An 18,832-nucleotide genomic window follows, 5' to 3' on the forward strand; every position below is an offset into this window, starting at 1 on the left:
ACGCCATCACAGCACCTCCTGCTGGTCAACCGTAAGATGGGCGGACGCCCCATGCGGCGGTTTCTCTCTCAGATCCGACGAATTGCACGAGGTATCGACACGTGAGTGACAGCACCCGAACGGTGGCGGTTGTGCTGGCAGGCGGCATCGGAGTGCGCGTCGGCCTCGGCATTCCGAAGCAGCTCATCCGGATCGCGGGCAAGGCGATCGTCGAGCACACTCTGGAGGCGGTGCAGGCAAGCGACGACATCGACGAGATCGTCGTCATGATGAATGCCGGTGCGATCGCAGAGCTGGAGCACCTGAAGAACGATGCCCGCTTCCCGAAGCTCAGCCGTATCCTCCCAGGTGGCGCGACTCGGAACGACACCACAGAGCTTGCCATCGCCGCACTGGCCGGCGATGACACCAAGGTGCTGTTTCACGACGCCGTGCGTCCGTTCATCGACGAGCGCATCATTCATGACTGCGTCGTTGCTCTTGACGAGTACGACGCCGTGGACACCGCGATTCCCTCGGCAGACACGATCATCGAGGTCAACGGCGCGGGACATGTGACCGCGATCCCCGACCGTTCCACGCTCCGCCGTGGCCAGACGCCGCAGGCATTCCGGTTAGGGACGATCCGGAGGGCATACGAACTCGCCCGGCAGGACCCCGACTTCCATGCCACGGACGACTGCGGAGTCGTCTTCACCTACCTTCCCCACGTGCCGATCTTCGTCGTCGACGGCACCGCCGAGAACATGAAGGTGACCGAGCCCATAGACGTGCACATCGCGGACAAGCTCTTCCAATTGCAGTCGGCCAGCCTCTCGCTCGACGGTATGGGCGCCCTTCCCGACCTCACCGGACGGGGAATCGTCGTCTTCGGCGGCAGCTATGGGATCGGCGCGAGCATCGTCCGGCTCGCTGCAGCGGCCGGTGCTGCCGTTGTCGAGTTCAGCCGGTCGAGCACCGGCACGGACGTCACCTCCGGTAAGCATGTGCGCAGGGCTCTCGCGAAGGCGGCCGCCGAAATCGGTCGGATCGATGCTGTCGTGATCACTGCGGGTGTGCTCCGGATAGCCCCCCTGATCGAGACGAAGAAGAGCGACCTGAAGAAGACGATCCTGACGAACCTCACAGCTCCCGCCCTGGTCTGCCGCGAGGCCTATCCGTATCTGGCCGAGACGCAGGGGCAGGTCGTACTCTTCACGTCGAGTTCGTACACACGCGGTCGCGCGAACTACAGCACGTACTCGGCGACGAAGGCCGGTGTGGTGAATCTCACTCAGGCGCTCTCCGAAGAATGGGCAGACAGTGGCGTGCGCATCAACTGCATCAACCCCCAACGCACGGCGACTCCCATGCGGACCGCAGCGTTCGGCGCCGAGCCGGACGGTACATTGCTCGACCCTGACGACGTCGCACGCGTCACCACGCATGTCCTCGCATCGGATCTGACCGGGCAGGTCGTCACCGTGGAGGTGGCAGCGATGGCAGCGCTCCGAGAACGCCCATGACAGAGCTCGGCCTCGTGGTCGGCGTCACCGTACCGCTGCAGCGGCGGGCAGACGCCGCATCGACGAGGCTTCGTGCAATCGCGGCCCGGCAGACTCGCTCGATCGCGCACGGGGAGGCGTTCGAGTGAGCATCCGTCGTCTCGCGCGGCGCGCCCTCGGGTACGTCCTGTGGCGCTGGCGACGACGCCCGTCCACATCGTCCGTGGCAGACGCCATCCGCGCTCTCATCCCCGGACGGCCAGGAGAGGATCGGCGCGTGGTCCTGATCGCCGATCGCCCTTCACGCTGGCGAGTGCAGCGGTGGCTCCGCACGTTCTTCGCCGACGACGTCGCAGTCTACGCGTCGGGCTTCGCGCCGAGCAGAATGCACCAGCCGAAGGTACGTGTCCACCCGCGCAGCCCGGCGTCGTCGATCAGCGACTCACTGCGCACGGTGCCTCCGCCTGACATCATCATCGATCTCTGCGACCCCGCAGCGGAGGCGGATTCGGTCGCTCGCTGGCGGGCGCTCTACCCGCATCTGCCCGCAGACGGCCTGTACGTGCACCGCACCGCCCACGGAGCATCGGCAGGCGATCCGAGAGGCTGGGCGGGCGTCGTCCGTGGACGTCTTCCCTCCGAGCCGACGTCCGGCAAGCTGGCGGACGATCTGATCGCCGCGACCGCCAAGGTCGAGGTTCTCGGCGGCTACGCCGTGCACACCAAGGCGCGGGCTCATTTCCTCAAGGTCCCGGAGCGTCGGGTGGCGTCCCTCGCCACCCGGGCACCGCACCTCGGCATCGAGGTACTCGACACCCTCCCGGGGGCGCACGTCGCAGCCACGCGCGAGGTGCACACCAACGACCCGGGTGCCGGTGTCGAGAACCTGGACACCGAGATGGACACACCAGAGATCGTGATGCGGCACTATCGCGGACGTCTGCGAGTGCTCAGCCACATGGCATGGGTTCACGAACATACGCTTCTTCCGCCCTCATTCCGGTTCCCCACCGAGGCTGTTCCGGGGACGGTCCTCGCGCCCGACGTCACTCCTGATTTCGTTTCGATTCCGGCCAGGTTCGAGGCTCCGACCGCGAGTGTTCCGGGTCCGTTGTACGACCTGACGACCGCGTACCACGCTCACTTCGGCCACTTCATGACCGAGGTTCCCGCGAAACTCTGGGGCTGGGACGAAGCCAAGCGACGCTATCCCGGCCTCCGCGCGATCATCCGCGTCCCTCCCGGGTACGAACCGACTTATGAGAGGGAGCTCCTGGGGGCCTACGGTCTCGGCGAAGAGGATGTCGTCTGGCAGCAGAATCCCGCCGAGGTCGATTCGCTCATCGCCTGCACGCCGCTCTGGCAGAACCACGAGCCGTACTGGTTCCACCCCGCCATCCGGGAGGTGTGGGCGCGACTGCGAGCGGGACTCACCGATGTCACCGGACGAGATGCAGAACGCAAGCTCTTCGTGTCGCGACGTCCGGGTATGGTCCATCGCGACTGCCGGAACGCCCCCGACGTGGAGGAGCTGTTCCAGGAGCACGGCTTCGAGGTGGTCTATCCCGAGGACCACACGCTGAGGGAACAGGCCGCGCTCTTCGCGAAGGCCCGCATCGTGGCGGGCTTCGGCGGGTCGGCGATGTTCAACGTTCTCTTCTCCGGACGGCTGCATGCAATGGTCGTCCTGAACCACGAAGCGTATGCGGCCCGGAACGAACACCTGTACGCCATGGGCCTCGGCGCCCAGCTCCATTACTTCTGGAGCCGGCCTGACCGTCCCCAAACCGGGGCGACGTTCGATCCCCGAGCCTTCCACTCGGCCTGGGAGTTCGACTTCGAACGAAACGGGACACCATTGCGCGAGACGCTTCGCGCCCTCGGATGACCGCGACTCAGCGGCCCGCGTCCTGCGCCCAGGTATCCGTCTCCGCCCGGGTGAGTCGCTCCTCGAACGGGCGCACACGCCGAGCCTCGAGCATCGCCTCGAACACCCGTCGACAGTTCTGTCCGTCTCGGACGGGGAACGTCTGGCGCATGCGCTCGGCGTAGACGGCATCGACCGACCCGGCCAATGCGTCGGCGACGGCCGTGACCGCCGCGTCGGCCTGCGTCGTCACGGGTCCGAACCCGTCTCGTTCGTAGTCGAAGTACGCCGGGCGCTCGGTGTGGTTGGTGAAGTACTCTTCTCGGTCGAACTGGAAGTACACGATCGGTCGCTGAATATAGGCCATGTTGAAGGCGGTCGAGGAGTAATCGGTCACGAGCACGCGGGCACGCACGATCATCTCGCGGACATCGACGTCGTCGTAGGACGCCACCGTCACCTCGCGCGGTAGCTCAAAGCGATCGAGGTAGGCGTGCATGTTCGGATGCGGCATGAAGACGATCCGCGAATGGGTCCTCCGCGCGGCCTCGGCGAGCCGCGGCGAGCGGAAGAACTCAGCCAGATGCCGCGCATACGGAGTATCCGCGAAGCCGTCGATCGTGCCGCGCCCCCGTGAGGATCCGACCATCCCGGTGACAAGATAGTCGCGCCACGTCGGCATGACGAGGATCATGTCGCGCTCATCGGCCGGCACGGCGGCGTCCTGGCGCAGGAGCGCGTCGAATCGCGGGAGCCCGGCGAGGCGTGTTTCCTTTGCGCCATACCGGAACGCTGAACGGCCCACGATGTAGTCGTACTCACCCTGGGTCGACGTGATGAATGTCGAGATGGGCTTCGGATTCAGCCAGTCGGAGATGTCGCCCTTGATGACGCCATGCTGGAGGAAGGTGAACGTCCAGGCGTAGCGGCCGAGTCGCTTCGGAATGGGATTCGTGATGAATCGGTCAGCGTGGCTCGATGCGACATGCTCAGCAGACAGCAGCAGTCGGGCGAACTCCGGAGACCCGTAGTCGACCAGCCTCACTCCCTCCGCCGCCAGGCGGGCCCAATCGGGCGAGTCCCTACGGATCGCGAACCAGGAGTTGATCTCCGGGTGTTGCTGAGCCACCCACTTGTAAAGGATCTCTGCGCTGTCATTGGCGTCGACATCCCGATCGATGAACACCCAAGCGCGGGCGAACTTCTCAGGGGAGAGGGGCATGGCACCCCAGGCCATCCGTACGCGGCTCAGCGCCTCCCGGGGCGCGACCCGACGGAACACCACGGCACCGGTCTCGCGGGCCGTCAGACCGACACGACGCCGCAGTCTTCGGTACAGCGGGAGACCCGATGCCGACGGCACGGCCTTGCGCTGGGCGTTCCCAAGGCGCTCTTCGATCACGTCCGGCGTCGCCGGTACGAAGCCCTCCGGCATCTGCCGCACGAGGATCGGCACCTCCTCGCCATTCAGCGATAGCGAGAGGCGCGACGTCGTCGCCGTCCAGATGGTCCGCTGGTAGACGATCGGACGTCCTGCGAACTCCAGAGCCCAGTCCTTCGTGTACCGCGGCGAATGACGACCGCCATCCACGATGAGCTCCTCGTGAGGCTGCTCGCCGCGATAGCGGTAGGTGAGCGACATGAGGCCGCGCGACGCATCGATCCGACCGAGATGGACCGGCCCGTGTCCGCCGCCTCGCTTGATGAGGATGAGCGCGTCCTTCATCCAGTCCGAGACGGGCATCGCCGCGAACCCTCGGATGAGGTCCTCGTCCAACCAGGCGGCGATCTCCGGAAGCAGCTCGTCCAGCTCGTCGTACATGCGTTCAGGGAACCGGGCGCGGCGGACCACTCCGCCCTGGGAGGCCCGAAAAAGCCAGAACAGGTCGTAGATGATGAGCATCTGCGCCCACGCGGGGAGTTCGCCGCGGGCTGCTGCGACGACGTCGAGATAGCCGTGTCGGATCGTGTCGGTGTATTTCGCGGGATTCGTCGCGCTGCTCTGCACGAGAGAGGACGCATCGGCCCGCTGACGGTAGAAGTAATCGGCATGCGCGGCGAGTGCGACGCGGGGCCGGTCGAATCCGAGGAGGTAACGCGAAACGAAGTTTCCATCCTCGAAGCGCAGTCGCAAGTTCTCCCGGAACCGCAGGCTACGAGCCTCGATGATGTCGCGGCGGAAGAACCCGGTCGTGACGTGGGCCTGGATCGTGTCCGGATCGTCGCAGAGGTCCACGATCCGTGTGCCGTCGTCGAATCGATCCGCGAGCGCGTGGGTGTCGCGGACCGTGTCGGCGCCCTCCTCGACTTCGTGCCACATCTTGATGCGGGCCGTGACCATGGCGAGATGCTCACTGGAGGCGCCCGACGTCAGCGCCGCGGCCTCGCGGAAGTAGTGCTTTGACAGTCGATCGTCGGGGTCGGGGAAGGTCACCCACTCGGCGGTCGCATGCTCGAGTCCGTGGTTACGAGCGCTTGCCTGGCCGCCGTTCTGCTTCCGCAGGAGGCGTACCGACTCTGGGTGCCGACGCGCGAATTCCGCGGCCACCTCAGCGGTGTCATCCGTCGATCCGTCATCCACCAGGACGATCTCGATCTCATCGATCCCGATGGACTGCCGTTCCAGTGACTCGAAGAAGTCAGGCAGATATGCCGAGACGTTGTACATCGGCGTGATCACGGAGAAGCGTGGTGCTGCTGTCACTGTCTCTTTCGTCCTGTCGTCCGCCCGCCAGGATCCACACGGGCGAGTGTCCAGTCTAGGGACGACATCTTTGTGGGAACGCTGTGGGTCGACGACTCGCGGGGAAGCCGACTACTTCTCGCCGGGCTTGGCCGCCATGACGGCCAGCGCGGCCCTCTTGATGTCAGGGGTGAGGGAACGCGCGAACGTGGCCGAAAGATGGCCGCGATCGAAGTAGACGATGACTCCGCCGACAACGGAATAGCACGTCTTCCCGGAGCAGATGCGGTCGGTGAGGTCGAGCATCTTCAGATCGGGTTTCGACATCTTGACGGCCGCGTCAGCGAGAGGATCTCTCTGCTCACGCGCCCGCGTGCCGTCGCATGCAGAGAGGTCATCGAGATGCGTTCCCACGCAATCCGGGACGTTGGTCAGCTCCGTCGCGTACGGAGTGTCGTGGAGCACGAGGACGGGGGTGCCCGCCTCGTTCCACTTGGTGAGCACCCGCGTGTACGCCTGACCTGCCGCTTCCCATGTCTGTTCGCGACTCCTGCCGGGCATCTTGGCCCACGTCCGGTTCGAGAAGACCACGAGGTCGTAGTCGCTCTTCGGGATCTCCGCGATCACCTTCTTGTTCCAGTCAAGGCAGTTCTGATTCTGCTGCGGTGTCCCGTATTCGGCCAACACGTCGACCGTGTAGCACTGCGAGATGAGGTATGTCGTGATCGACCAGTTCTCAGACTTGGCGATCTCCTCGAGTGCAGGCAGCCAGTGGCCGGCATGCGAGTTGCCGATGAGGGCGACCTGCTTCGCGTGCGGATCGCTGCTGCCGTAATGGCAGGTCTTCTGATCGGTGAAATCACCGAGAATCCAACAGTCGTCGTTGTACGGCTTCGGCTTGTCGTCTTTCGCGAACACCGGAGCAGTGAGCAGTGTCTCCCCGTGCGGGGTGCACGAGTCCTTGTTGACGAGCGCGCGGGAGCCGAAACATGAGTCGGCGTCGTTGAGTGCGTGGTCCAGCTTCGCCTGTGCCGCCGCTGCCTGCGCGCTCACTGTGCCGACGACGGCGCCACACGCGAGCGCGATCACGACCATACCGCCGACGGCGAAGACGAAGGACCGACGGAGGGGCTGACCCAGAGGTTTGCGGCCGCGGAACCGATCCTCGATGAAGATCTTCGTGAGCCACGCGAGCACGAACGCGGCGATGATCGCGAGAAGCTTCGTGGAACGGTGAAGATCGTGCCCGAGGACGTAGGGCAACAGGACCAGGGCCGGCCAGTGCCAGAGGTACATGCTGTACGACACGTCGCCGACGACCTGGACGGGCCGCCACGACATCGTTCGCAACGGCGAGAGCGGCCCGCGTTCGATCGCCGCGACAAGCACGAGCGCCGTGCCCACGACGGGAAGGGCCGCCGTGTAGCTCGGGAACGGCATCGCACCGGTGAACGTGAATGCCGCGACCGCGATCATGACGAGACCTGCGTACGCGACGACGAGCCGGGCCGCCCGGTGCCCCTCGAGGCGGTGCTGAATCGATGGGAAGAGGCAGGCGGCGAGTCCGCCGAGTCCCAGCTCCCATGCGCGCGTCCACGACACGAAGTACGCCGACGCAGGATCCGTCGCGGTGATCCAGATCGATGCGATCAACGATGCGACGACGATCACGGCGATCGCGGTGCCGACGGCGAGGCGGTCGGCACCGCGCAAGCGCTTACGGATCAACCAGATCGAGAAGAGGACCACGATCGGCCAGACCAGGTAGAACTGTTCCTCGACCGACAGCGACCAGAAGTGCTGGACCGGGCTCGGTGCGTCGTCGATGGCGAGATAATCCACGGCCTGCCCGGCAAGGAACCAGTTCTCGACGTATGCCGCTGCCGCTGCGACCTGCTTCGCAACATTGGTCCAGATCGTCTGCGGAGCCCAGAGCAGCGTCGTGACGAGGGTCACTGCCAGGACGACGAACGATGCGGGCAGGAGGCGGCGGATTCGACGCCCCCAGAACTCCGCGAGCTGACGGCCGTTCTGCGGTGGCTTCGTGACGAGATGGCTGGTGATGAGGAAGCCCGAGATCACAAAGAAGACGTCGACGCCCACGAACCCGCCGGGAACACGACCGGGGAAGAAGTGGTAGACGACCACCAGAAGCACTGCGAGCGCGCGAAGCGCCTGGATGTCGGCTCGCACCGGAGTGGGTGGCAGGGTGACCGGTCGCTCTGTCGTGTCCCGATGGCCGGCGGGCACGACGAAGTCAGGCTTCTCAGAGACGGTCACCCGTGGATTTTACGCGATCCACCCTGAGTGCCGTCTCTCGACAGAGTCTCCTCTGCCAAGATGGCTCATGTGAAGGGCATCATTCTCGCTGGGGGCTCGGGGACACGGCTTCACCCGATCACGCTGGGCGCATCGAAACAGCTGATACCGGTTTACGACAAGCCGATGATCTACTATCCCCTGTCGACGCTGATGCTCGCCGGCATCCGCGACATCCTCGTCATCACCACCCCGCACGACGCGCCGTTCTTTCGCCGACTGCTGGGAGACGGGTCGCAGTTCGGCGTCTCGCTGACTTTCGCCGAACAGCCCTCTCCCGACGGACTGGCACAGGCGTTCACGATCGGTGCCGACTTCATCGGCGACGACAAGGTCGCGCTCGTGCTCGGCGATAACCTCCTCTACGGTCCAGGACTCGGCACGCAGCTCAAGCGTTTCGCCGAGATCGAGGGCGGAGCCGTCTTCGCCTACTGGGTCGCCGAGCCGCAGGCCTATGGCGTCGTCGAGTTCGATGAGACCGGCACCGCCGTCTCGCTGGAGGAGAAGCCGGCGCACCCGAAGAGCAACTACGCGGTGCCAGGTCTCTACTTCTACGACAACGACGTCATCGAGATCGCCCGTTCGCTTCAGCCCAGCGCACGCGGGGAGTACGAGATCACCGACGTCAACCGCGCCTATCTCGAGAGGGGCGCGCTGCAGGTGGAGGTCCTGCCCCGCGGCACCGCGTGGCTCGACACCGGCACGTTCGACCAGATGACGGATGCCGCCGACTACGTGCGAACGATGGAGCGCCGGACCGGCATGAAGATCGGCTGCCCGGAGGAGATCGCGTGGCGGCAGGGCTTCCTCGCAGACGAGGAGCTGCAGGAACGAGCCGAAGCCCTTGTGAAGTCGGGCTACGGCTCGTACCTGCTCGACCTGCTCAAGAGAGGACAGGGATGAGCCGTCTGCTTGTCACCGGCGGAGCCGGGTTCATCGGCTCGAACTTCGTACACCACGTGATCGAGCACACCGATCACCATGTGACGGTGCTCGACAAGCTCACATATGCCGGCAACCGGGCGTCGCTCGACGGGCTGCCCACAGACCGGTTCACGTTCGTGCACGGCGACATCGCCGACGCATCCCTCGTCGACGAACTGTTCGCCGCCACCGACGCCGTCGTGCACTACGCCGCCGAGTCGCACAACGACAACTCGCTGCACGACCCGCAGCCGTTCCTCGACACGAACATCGTCGGCACGTACACACTGCTCGAGGCCGCACGCCGCCATGGCACCCGGTTCCATCACATCTCGACCGACGAGGTGTACGGCGACCTCGAACTCGACGATCCGGCCCGGTTCACCGAGCACACCCCGTACAACCCGTCGTCGCCGTACTCATCGACGAAGGCCGGCTCCGATCTTCTCGTGCGGGCGTGGGTGCGATCGTTCGGCGTGCAGGCGACCATCTCGAACTGCTCGAATAACTACGGCCCGTATCAGCACGTGGAGAAGTTCATCCCCCGGCAGATCACGAACGTGATCCGCGGCATCCGTCCCAAGCTCTACGGGGCAGGGCTCAACGTGCGCGACTGGATCCACGCCGATGACCATTCGTCGGCCGTCCTCACCATCCTCGAAAAGGGACGCATCGGCGAAACCTACCTCATCGGCGCCGACGGCGAGAAGGACAACAAGACGGTCGTGGAGCTGATCCTCACGCTCATGGGTCAGGATGCCGATGCCTACGACCACGTGACGGATCGGGCCGGACACGACCTGCGGTACGCGATCGACTCGACCAAGTTGCGCGAAGAGCTGGGCTGGCGCCCACGCTACGAGGACTTCGAGGCAGGACTCGCGGCGACCATCGATTGGTACCGCGAGCACGAGGACTGGTGGGCCTCGGCCAAGGACGCCACGGAAGCGTTCTATGCGAGCAAGGGTCAGTGATGCGTTTCGACTCGGTCGCGCTGCGCGCGTCCTCGCTCAACGACCGGCACCGGCGCAGAGGATGACCGCATGACCGAGTACGGAAAGCCGCTGCAGTCCGCCTCCACGCCGATCCCCGGTCTGACAGTTTGGGAGCTGCCAGTCCACGGCGACAACCGCGGCTGGTTCAAGGAGAACTGGCAGCGCGAGAAGATGACGGCCGCGGGCCTTCCTGATTTCGGCCCGGTACAGAACAACATCTCGTTCAACGACGCGGTCGGCACCACGCGCGGCATCCACGCCGAGCCCTGGGACAAGTTCGTCTCCGTTGCGACGGGACGCATCTTCGGCGCGTGGGTCGATCTGCGAGAAGGCCCGAGCTTCGGCGCGGTGTTCACGTGCGAGCTCGATCCGTCCCGAGCGGTCTTCGTGCCACGGGGCGTCGGGAACGCCTATCAGACGCTCGAGCGCGACACCGCATACGCCTACCTCGTGAACGACCACTGGTCGCCCGACGCCACCTACACGTTCCTGAACCTCGCTGATGAGACGGCCGCGATCGCGTGGCCGATCCCCCTTGATCAGGCCGAACTGTCGACGAAGGATGCCGCTCACCCGTGGCTCGCCGACGTGACGCCGGTTCCGCCGCGCAAGACCCTCGTACTGGGTGCGAACGGCCAGCTCGGACGCGCACTGCGCGCGGAATTCGGCGACGCGCCGCACGTCGAGTACGCGACGCGGGCGGATCTCGACCTCGCTGCAGTCGACCTCGGCGCAGCGCGCCGCTGGCGAGAGTACGACACGATCATCAATGCCGCCGCCTACACGGCTGTCGACGCCGCCGAGACAGCGGAGGGACGCCAGCACGCCTGGGCGGCGAATGTGACCGGAGTCGCTGCGCTCGCCCGCGTGGCCGCCGCGAACGCAATCACCCTCGTGCATGTGTCGAGTGACTACGTCTTCGACGGCGGCTCCGAGGAGCCGTATGCCGAGGATTTTCCCGTCAGCCCGCTCGGGGTATATGGGCAGACGAAGGCAGCCGGCGATACCCTCGTCGCGACGGTCCCCCGCCACTACATCGTCCGCACGTCGTGGGTGATCGGCGACGGCAAGAACTTCGTGCGCACGATGGTGTCCCTTGCCGAACGCGGCGTCGACCCCCGAGTCGTCGACGACCAAACCGGCCGTCTCACGTTCACGGACGACATCGCCCGTGGCATCCGCCACCTGCTCGAAACCCGCCCGGCGTTCGGCGTGTACAACCTCACCGGCGCCGGCGAGCCGATGACGTGGGCCGACATCGCCAGACGGGTGTTCGAACTGACCGGCCATGACCCCGCGAGAGTAACGGGTGTGTCGACGGAGGAGTACTTCGCGAGTGCCGAAGGTCCGGTCGCTCCGCGTCCTCGGAACAGCGTGCTGAGCGTGACTCGGATCGAGGAGACGGGCTTCGCTCCTCGGAACGCGCTGCGCTCTCTCGAAACCTACGTGCGGTAGACGCTACTGCTCGAGCACCTGCAGGGCGTCATCGATCGGGCCGTCGAAGATCACCTGGCCCTTGCGGATCACGATCCCACGCGAGCAGAGCTCCTTCACCTGGCCGGCGCTGTGACTCACGATCATCATGGTGATGCCCTGGGCCGCCATCTCCTTGAGCTTCGCGTTGCACTTCGCTTTGAAGGGAGCGTCGCCCACCGACAACACCTCATCCACGAGCAACACGTCGAGTTCGACATGGATGGCGACGCTGAAGGCGAGGCGCATGAACATGCCCGACGAGTAGTGCTTGACTTCCTGATCGATGAAATCGCCGATCTCGCTGAACTCGACGATCGCGTCGAATCGCTCCTTCGTCTCCTTCTCGCTCATGCCGAGAATCGCGGCGTTCAGGAAGACGTTTTCACGTCCGGTGAGGTCAGGGTGGAACCCGGCGCCGACCTCGATCAGACCTGCGACGCGTCCGCGGGTGAGCACCTCACCATCGTCGGGCCGCAGCACACCTGACACCATCTTGAGCGTCGTCGACTTGCCCGAGCCGTTCAGGCCCATGACAGCGACGGACTCGCCCTCAGCGATCGAGAAGCTCACGTCGTTGAGCGCTTGGAACTGCTGGGCGCGCACAGGCTTGCGCGTGATCCAGTTGATGAACGTCTCCTTGAAGGAACGCGTGGAGCGCTTGTTGAACCACTTGGAGACGTGGTCGAGGACGATAACCGGCTCTGCGGTGCGCTGCCGCATGATCGTGGGCTGACTTGTCATTACAGATCCTGGGCGAAGGTGCGCTCGAACCTGCGGAACACCAACTGACCGATGATGAGGGCGACCAAGATGACGCCGAGCGCGGCTAGGACATTCCAGCCGAACTCCGGCGGCCAGCCGAAGCGCGCTGTCTCGGGGACGATCGGCGACCACATCGCCTCATGGAACATTTCCACTGCGACGGTGATCGGGTTGCTCATGTACACCTCGAAGATCCACGGGTAGTTGTGGGCACGGTCGTGGACCATCACCCACGTGTACATGATCGGCGACGACCACGTCGCGATCGTGCGGATGATCTCGATGAAGTTCTGGGCATCGCGGAACCGCACGTTGATGGCGGAGAACAGGAGACCAACCCCCAGCACGAACAGCACCACTAGGAGCAGTCCGCCGAGCAGAAGCCCGACAGAGGCAAGCGTCGGCACCCAACCGAACAGAACGCACACAAGCAGCAGCACGGCAAGCTGCGGGAGGAAGTGGACGAACGACCCGACCACGGCAGAAATGGGAAACAGCTCGCGCGGCAGGTAGATCTTTCGCACGAGGGCTTTGTTCTCAACGATCGAGCGAGTCGTGGCACCAATCGCCTCGTTGAACAGGTTCACGACGACGAGGCCCGAGAAGAGGTAGATGGGGAAGGAGTCGATTCCCCGTTTGAACCCCATGATCTCGCCGACGATAAGGAAGTAGACGAGGAACTGCACCGTCGGCCGAACGTATGACCATATCCAACCCAGCACGGAGTTGCGATACCGGAGCGACGTGCCCTTCGAGATCAGCAGTCTGAGCAGGTACCGGTACCGAAAGACGTCGAGGAGTCCCCTGCCGCGCCCAGGCGTGTCGAAGGCGCTCTTGTCGAGAGTGGTTGTCACGGGTATGTGTCCTAGCGGCCGCACGCGTCCGCGCTCAGGCCACCCGCAATCCTACTGGAGCAGCGGCTGGGAGCCGTCTGGAACGGTCCCCTTGCGCGTGTCGGGCCTCAGGCGATCCACGCGATGGAGTTCCAGCCGTAGCCCACCTTGCGCTTGCTGTGCCAGCCGCCCTTGCCGTTGCCGGGGTAGAGCAGCAGGTCGCCGCTCCTGGTGCGGGCGAGGACGTCGCTGTTTCCATCGCCGTCGAAGTCACCGGGGCTCAGCAGCGCCGTCATCGAGTTCCATCCGGTGCCCACCCTGCGGGCCCCGTTCCATGCTCCGGTGCCGGTCATGCGATAGAGCCAGAGAGAGCCGTCGGAGCGGCGGGCCATGAGATCGGGGCGCTGGTCGCCGTCGAAGTCGCTGGTCATGAAGAGAGCTGTGAACGACTTCCATCCGTTTCCCACGGTCGTTCCCCCGCCGGCCTTGAACCGGCCCTTGCCGTCGCCGCGGTAGAGCTTGAGATACCCCGCGGAGTTTCGAGCGATGACATCCAGTGTGCCGTTGCCGTCGAAATCGAATCCGCCGAGGAACGCGGTGAATGATCTGAACCCAGTGCCGATACGGACAGGAGCAGCGAAGCCGCCAGCGCCATTTCCGCGGTAGAGCCAGAACGAGCCGTCCGAGCCGACCGCCCCGACGTCGGGGTGCTTGTCACCGTTGAAATCGCCGAGCGTGATCGGCGTACCGCCCTTCCACTTCGCGATCGGCGTCGTCGCAGAATGCCAGGCGCCCCGGCCGTTGCCCGGGTAGATCTTCAGCGTGCCCCTGGTGACGGCAACGACATCGGATGTGCCGTCTCCATTGAGATCTCCGACACCGGCGGACGCAGCGCCCGTGCTAGGAGTAGAGGGAGTGGACGTCTTCAGCGCGAGGTAGTCACTGTGCGCCCACATCGCCTTCCCGCCGATATTCAGCCGCCACCAGACACCGTAGGTACCGGTGCGCGTGAACGTCTGGCCCTTCGTAATGCTCCTCATGCCAGTGGAGCAATCGGTGCTCGGCGCGGTACGCGCGTTGAGCGAACCGGTCGTCACCACGACGGTTCCCGACGCACTCTTGATGTTCGATGCCAGGGGCTGCGCGCAGCCGGTTGTCGCTGGTGCGCCGTCGCTTGTCGTCGTGAGGTATTCACTCACGACCCACAACGTCGCTCCCGAGACGGTGATATGCGACCAGGCTCCGTAGACGCCCGTCACGCTTACGCTCGTCCCCTTGCTCAGGGAGCGGATGCCGGTCCCGCACAGCGTCGTCGGAGCAGTGCGTGCGTTCAGAGACGTCACGTTGACCTTCGCCGTCGCGCTACGCGTAGCGATGTCGGCGGCAGCCGGCTTCGTGCAGGCACCCACCTGAGCCGGTGCGCCCTTCGACGTCGACGCCCCAGGTGCGAACCAGCTCACGTAGTAGTTGTAGAAGTTGCGATTGCCGTAGGTGGAGCACTTGTCACCGGTGCCCCAGCCCGCCGCCAGAGCGGCGATGTTCGGGCGGTAGGGCGTGTAGTTGTAGAGGTTCGCGGTCGCCTGGTTCTTGATGTACACCTTCGAGGTGCCGCACGACGAGCTCGGCGCCCACTTGATCGTGTTGTACTGACCCTTGCGGTAGCTGAAGGAGTTCGGGTAGTTCGTGTAGATCTGCATCTGACGGGAGCCCAGGTACACCTGGTTCCAGAAACCCGCGGACGCCGCGGAGCAGCCCGCAGGCGTGTCGGGACACGCCTGGCCCATGGCATGCTCGATGTTCCAGTCGCTCGGCTTGGTCGACGTCACGAGGCCCTGCTCCTTCTGGAGCATCACGAGCACGACCTTCGGATTGATCCCGCATGCGGCTGTGGCTTTGGCGATCATGCGGGCGGCAGTGACGTTCTTCTCGCCGGCGATCGCCTTGCAGTAGGAGTCCGCCTTACGCGCGGTCATCTCGCCCCGATAGTTCTTCAAGCACGTCGCCCCTGACGCGCACGTCTTGACCTTGCCGTTCAGAAACGACTGGATCTGCGCCTCGGTCATCGAGTTCGACCTGTAGAACTCGGCGTCCGAGATGAAGTACCCCCCGTCGAGGATCGTGCCGGGCAGTTCCGCCGCCTGAGCCTTGGACGCGGGAGCGATCGCCGTCAGCACGGCGGCAACGACGACGGTGGAGAGCAAGACAGCGAGCCATCGCCGGCGCGTGGACAGAACGGGGTGACGGCGCGAGAACATGTGAACAGTGTGACTGAAGTGAAGGCGAATTACCACTTCAGGTTAGGGATTGTCTCCACGACACGCCGAATTCAGCGTGCTGTCAGTCATGCGGCCATGCGGCGCACGCTCGTCGTTTCGTTTCGCTGAGCGCGCTCAACGACCGACAGGTCGGTCGCCCCGCGTCACTCAAACACGGGCGGTCACAGGTCGGCGTGCAGCTGCCAGACCCGATCACCGGCGGCACGCCACGAGAACGCGCGGCCACGGTCGCCTGCGAGCACGGCGAGACGCTCGAGTCCGGCCGTCGAGCCCAGCGCCTCGGCGACGGCTGCACCGAGGGCTTCGGCATCCTGCTCGCCGTCGTCCCCGCCCACGAGACGCCCGCCGTCGAAGATCACCTCGCGGTGGTCGGGTGACGCCGTCGCGACGACCGGCACGCCCAGGGTCATCGCCTCCACCACCCGCCACGGGAACCCGCTCCGCCTCGAAGGAGCGACGAGAAGAGTCGTCGCGTCGAGGATCGCGGCGCGGTCCGCGGCGTCGACGTCAGGGCGCACATGCACCCGGTGTGCGGCGAGGCCGGCGGCCTCCGCCATCTCGACGATCGCCGGCTCCTCCCCCTCGTGCGCATCCAGCACCACGATCGGCAGGTCGGCACCCGACGCCGCCACGGCGCGGAAGCCGTTCGACAGAGCAGACGACGCCGCCGCATCCCCCACCAGCACGATGACAGCCTCGGGCACCGACATCGTCCGCCGCCGACCCGCGGCATCCGTCGGCACCGCGAACCGCGACGGCGCGGCGCCCGCGATCACCCGGATGCGTCCGCCGAAGTCCGCCAACTCAGCCAGCCGGTGCGACGTCGCGTGCGTCGGCACGACGACGGCATCCGCATGCTTCTGCGCGCGCTTCAGCATCCCCTTGTGCCACGCCTGCGCCGGCCGCGACAGCTCCTCCGGATGCTCCCACGGACGCAGGTCCCACAGCGTCACGACGGTCTGATCGTGGTCGTTCACCCGGTCGTGCCGCATGAGCGGGGCCAACAGCGTCGGCGAGTGGATCAGACCTCCCCCGGCCCCCGCCGTCACACCGAGCTGCCACGCGGCAGCAAGCTCACGCCGGGCCATCGCCATCCGTCGCACGTCTGCCAGCCCGGGCAGGTCCAGGTCGTCCCCTCCCGACGGCACGATCGCGCCGACCTCGCATCCGACCGGCGCCGTCTGCACGAGGGCGCGGGCCAATTCTCGCGAGGCGAGGGCGAGATCAGGATCGGTCTCGGCGACCAGCTGATCGAGGACGACCCGCAGCAGAACGCTCACGTGACTCACCCCTTCGGCGACGGCGACGGCGTCGCGGGATGCAGCGACTTCTCCACGAGCTCGTGCACATACGCAAGATCGGGCGAGGTCTGATCCACGTCCTGAGCGGGAGTCAGCTCGATCGTCGTGACCTTGTGCTCCTTCGCCTTGATCGCGAGGTCGGCGAACGCCGGCAGCATCTGCGACGGGATGTCGGTCTTCACCAGATGCTGCCCCGCCGCCATGATCTCGTTGAAGCGGCTCAGCACGGTCTGCGGAGTGAACTGCTTGAGGATCGCCTCCTGCAGCTGGCGCTGCCGCTTCATGCGGTCCCAGTCGCTCGTCGTCTTGCGCGAGCGGGCATACCACTGGGCGGTCTTGCCGTCCATGTGCTGCTTGCCCTTCTCGATCCAGCCCGTGGCCCACTCGTCGACCGGCTGGCCCTCGTACTTCGGGCCACCACCCTCGGGCAGCCGCTGCGTCACGGTGATGTCCACGCCGCCGAGCGCATCGACCAGCGCCGCGAACCCCGCCATATCGATGAACGCGTAGTACGGGATCTTGATGCCCAACAGGCCCTCGGCGGCATCCTTCGTCGCCTCGACACCCGGCGTCGACCCGTTCTTCTCCGCGTCGGGATAGATCTTGCTGCCGTCGCGGCAGACGTCGAGCTCGGTGTTGAGCTGGTTGATCGCAGCCGTCCACCCGCACGTCGCGCTGCCGTGCCCGGTGTGCAGCTCGGGGTAGAGCTTGTGCATGGGGCTGTCCTTCGGGAACGGGAAGCCCTCGAGATCGCGTGGGATGCCGGTGATCGTCACGCGTCCCGTGTCCGCGTTCACCGACACGACCGAGATCGAGTCGAAGCGCATGGAATCGCGGCCCTTCCCGCTGTCGGCGCCCAGCAGCAGGATGTTGTAGTAGCCGTTCGACGGCGGCGCGAGCGGCGCCGACGCCTGGAAGATCGTCGCCAGCCCGCCGTGGAGGCTGTTGAGCCTGCTTGCCGCGGCCGCCGCCGTCGTCCCCGACACGACGAGGAGCACGACCGACAGCAGCGCGATGCCGAACCGCGCCTTCGGACCGGTCTTCACCAGACGCACGAGGCGCAGGGTGTCGATCGTCAGCACCGCCCACAGCACGATGTAGGCGACCAGCACGATCTCGAGCACGAGGAGCAGCGGCGCCTTGATCGTGAACAGCCCGAAGAACGAGAAGTCGCCGAGCACGACGGTCAGCAGCGCTGTGCGCCACAGCACGGCGGTGAGGATCGCGATGACGATGAGCGCCCACATGACGAGCGTCGCGCCGAGCCCGATCTTGCCGAGACGCCGGTCGCCGGCGAGCGCCTGCGCCGACCCGGGGAGGAGGAAGTTCAGCACGACGAGCCACCATCCGCGACGCGTCATGAACTGCTCGGACTGCGTATCGGGATGCCGCAGCGGGCGCTCCTGCACGAAGTACCCGGACGGCGCGGCCTGTGCGGCAGCGGTCATAGCGACTCCTTGAGTCTGCGGTTCTTCGCCTCGACCTGGCCCTCGAGGTCGCGGGCGTACGCCTCCACGCGGTCGGCGAGCGCCGGGTCCCCGGCGCCGAGGATGCGTGCGGCGAGGATCCCCGCGTTCTTCGCGCCGCCGATCGAGACGGTCGCGACCGGGATGCCGGCCGGCATCTGGACGATGCTCAGCAGCGAGTCCATGCCGTCGAGAAGGGCGAGCGGCACCGGCACGCCGATGACGGGAAGCGCCGTCACGGACGCGAGCATCCCCGGCAGGTGCGCCGCGCCTCCCGCACCCGCGATGATCGCCTTCAGCCCGCGGGAGCGCGCCGAGCGCCCGTACTCGACGAGTTTGTCGGGAGTGCGGTGCGCCGACACCACCTCGACCTCGTGCGGAACGCCGAAGTCGGTGAGCGCCTGCGATGCGTCACTCATCACCCGCCAGTCGGAGTCGGAGCCCAT

At 65.8% G+C, this 18,832-nt stretch carries 14 protein-coding genes; 6 read left to right on the plus strand and 8 right to left on the minus strand.

Annotated features, from left to right (window positions below):
* The first annotated feature begins 131 nt into the window (after positions 1–131).
* The 3 genes from AC3RX1_RS00715 (at position 132) to AC3RX1_RS00725 (ending at position 3,372) form a co-directional block, all read left to right on the plus strand.
* Positions 132–1,505: an SDR family NAD(P)-dependent oxidoreductase gene (locus AC3RX1_RS00715; RefSeq protein ID WP_491499616.1), complete on the plus strand. Its 1,374-nt coding sequence runs from the start codon at positions 132–134 to the stop codon at positions 1,503–1,505.
* Entirely contained in the window at positions 1,502–1,633 is a 132-nt protein-coding gene (locus AC3RX1_RS00720) for a hypothetical protein (protein ID WP_491499311.1), read from the plus strand. The genes AC3RX1_RS00715 and AC3RX1_RS00720 overlap by 4 nt, the downstream gene beginning before the upstream one ends.
* A 128-nt stretch (positions 1,634–1,761) precedes the next feature.
* Entirely contained in the window at positions 1,762–3,372 is a 1,611-nt protein-coding gene (locus AC3RX1_RS00725) for a glycosyltransferase family 61 protein (protein ID WP_491499312.1), read from the plus strand.
* A gap of 7 nt (positions 3,373–3,379) precedes the next feature.
* Here the strand turns inward: AC3RX1_RS00725 and AC3RX1_RS00730 are convergent, their stop codons facing one another.
* Both AC3RX1_RS00730 and AC3RX1_RS00735 read right to left on the minus strand, forming a co-directional pair.
* Positions 3,380–6,055 (minus strand): bifunctional glycosyltransferase/CDP-glycerol:glycerophosphate glycerophosphotransferase, encoded by a 2,676-nt coding sequence (locus AC3RX1_RS00730; RefSeq protein WP_491499313.1) that lies wholly within the window; start codon positions 6,053–6,055, stop codon positions 3,380–3,382.
* A gap of 111 nt (positions 6,056–6,166) precedes the next feature.
* Entirely contained in the window at positions 6,167–8,314 is a 2,148-nt protein-coding gene (locus tag AC3RX1_RS00735) for an acyltransferase family protein (RefSeq protein WP_491499314.1), read from the minus strand.
* A gap of 69 nt (positions 8,315–8,383) precedes the next feature.
* Between AC3RX1_RS00735 and rfbA the strand changes: the two genes are divergently transcribed.
* The 3 genes from rfbA (at position 8,384) to AC3RX1_RS00750 (ending at position 11,727) form a co-directional block, all read left to right on the plus strand.
* Positions 8,384–9,256, plus strand: coding sequence for a glucose-1-phosphate thymidylyltransferase RfbA (gene rfbA, locus AC3RX1_RS00740; protein WP_491499617.1), 873 nt, complete (start codon positions 8,384–8,386; stop codon positions 9,254–9,256).
* A complete protein-coding gene (gene rfbB, locus AC3RX1_RS00745; protein WP_491499315.1) occupies positions 9,253–10,251 on the plus strand; it encodes a dTDP-glucose 4,6-dehydratase in 999 nt (332 codons plus the stop codon). Before rfbA ends, rfbB begins: the two co-directional genes overlap by 4 nt.
* A gap of 69 nt (positions 10,252–10,320) precedes the next feature.
* On the plus strand, positions 10,321–11,727 hold the full coding sequence (locus AC3RX1_RS00750; protein ID WP_491499316.1) for a sugar nucleotide-binding protein: 1,407 nt from the start codon (positions 10,321–10,323) through the stop codon (positions 11,725–11,727).
* 3 nt (positions 11,728–11,730) lie between these two features.
* Here the strand turns inward: AC3RX1_RS00750 and AC3RX1_RS00755 are convergent, their stop codons facing one another.
* The 6 genes from AC3RX1_RS00755 to purE all read right to left on the minus strand — a co-directional run bounded on the left by AC3RX1_RS00755 (position 11,731) and on the right by purE (position 18,832).
* Positions 11,731–12,489, minus strand: coding sequence for an ABC transporter ATP-binding protein (locus AC3RX1_RS00755; protein ID WP_491499317.1), 759 nt, complete (start codon positions 12,487–12,489; stop codon positions 11,731–11,733).
* Positions 12,489–13,364 (minus strand): ABC transporter permease, encoded by an 876-nt coding sequence (locus tag AC3RX1_RS00760; protein WP_491499318.1) that lies wholly within the window; start codon positions 13,362–13,364, stop codon positions 12,489–12,491. Before AC3RX1_RS00760 ends, AC3RX1_RS00755 begins: the two co-directional genes overlap by 1 nt.
* Before the next feature lie 107 nt (positions 13,365–13,471).
* Positions 13,472–15,598, minus strand: coding sequence for an FG-GAP-like repeat-containing protein (locus tag AC3RX1_RS00765; protein ID WP_491499319.1), 2,127 nt, complete (start codon positions 15,596–15,598; stop codon positions 13,472–13,474).
* A 182-nt stretch (positions 15,599–15,780) separates the two neighbouring features.
* A complete protein-coding gene (locus tag AC3RX1_RS00770; protein WP_491499320.1) occupies positions 15,781–16,899 on the minus strand; it encodes a glycosyltransferase in 1,119 nt (372 codons plus the stop codon).
* Between the two features lie 5 nt (positions 16,900–16,904).
* Positions 16,905–18,368: an LCP family protein gene (locus AC3RX1_RS00775; protein ID WP_491499321.1), complete on the minus strand. Its 1,464-nt coding sequence runs from the start codon at positions 18,366–18,368 to the stop codon at positions 16,905–16,907.
* On the minus strand, positions 18,365–18,832 hold the full coding sequence (purE, locus tag AC3RX1_RS00780) for a 5-(carboxyamino)imidazole ribonucleotide mutase (RefSeq protein WP_491499618.1): 468 nt from the start codon (positions 18,830–18,832) through the stop codon (positions 18,365–18,367). Before purE ends, AC3RX1_RS00775 begins: the two co-directional genes overlap by 4 nt.

The organism is Microbacterium altimontanum (assembly GCF_058349865.2).

Excerpts from the sequence above, each read along its gene's own strand:
- AC3RX1_RS00720 (WP_491499311.1), top strand. The coding sequence starts at position 1,502 with ATGACAGAGCTCGGCCTCGTGGTCGGCGTCACCGTACCGCTGCAGCGG.
- rfbB (WP_491499315.1), top strand. The coding sequence starts at position 9,253 with ATGAGCCGTCTGCTTGTCACCGGCGGAGCCGGGTTCATCGGCTCGAAC.
- AC3RX1_RS00750 (WP_491499316.1), top strand. The coding sequence starts at position 10,321 with ATGACCGAGTACGGAAAGCCGCTGCAGTCCGCCTCCACGCCGATCCCC.
- AC3RX1_RS00755 (WP_491499317.1), bottom strand. The coding sequence starts at position 12,489 with ATGACAAGTCAGCCCACGATCATGCGGCAGCGCACCGCAGAGCCGGTT.
- AC3RX1_RS00765 (WP_491499319.1), bottom strand. The coding sequence starts at position 15,598 with ATGTTCTCGCGCCGTCACCCCGTTCTGTCCACGCGCCGGCGATGGCTC.
- AC3RX1_RS00775 (WP_491499321.1), bottom strand. The coding sequence starts at position 18,368 with ATGACCGCTGCCGCACAGGCCGCGCCGTCCGGGTACTTCGTGCAGGAG.
- purE (WP_491499618.1), bottom strand. The coding sequence starts at position 18,832 with ATGGGCTCCGACTCCGACTGGCGGGTGATGAGTGACGCATCGCAGGCG.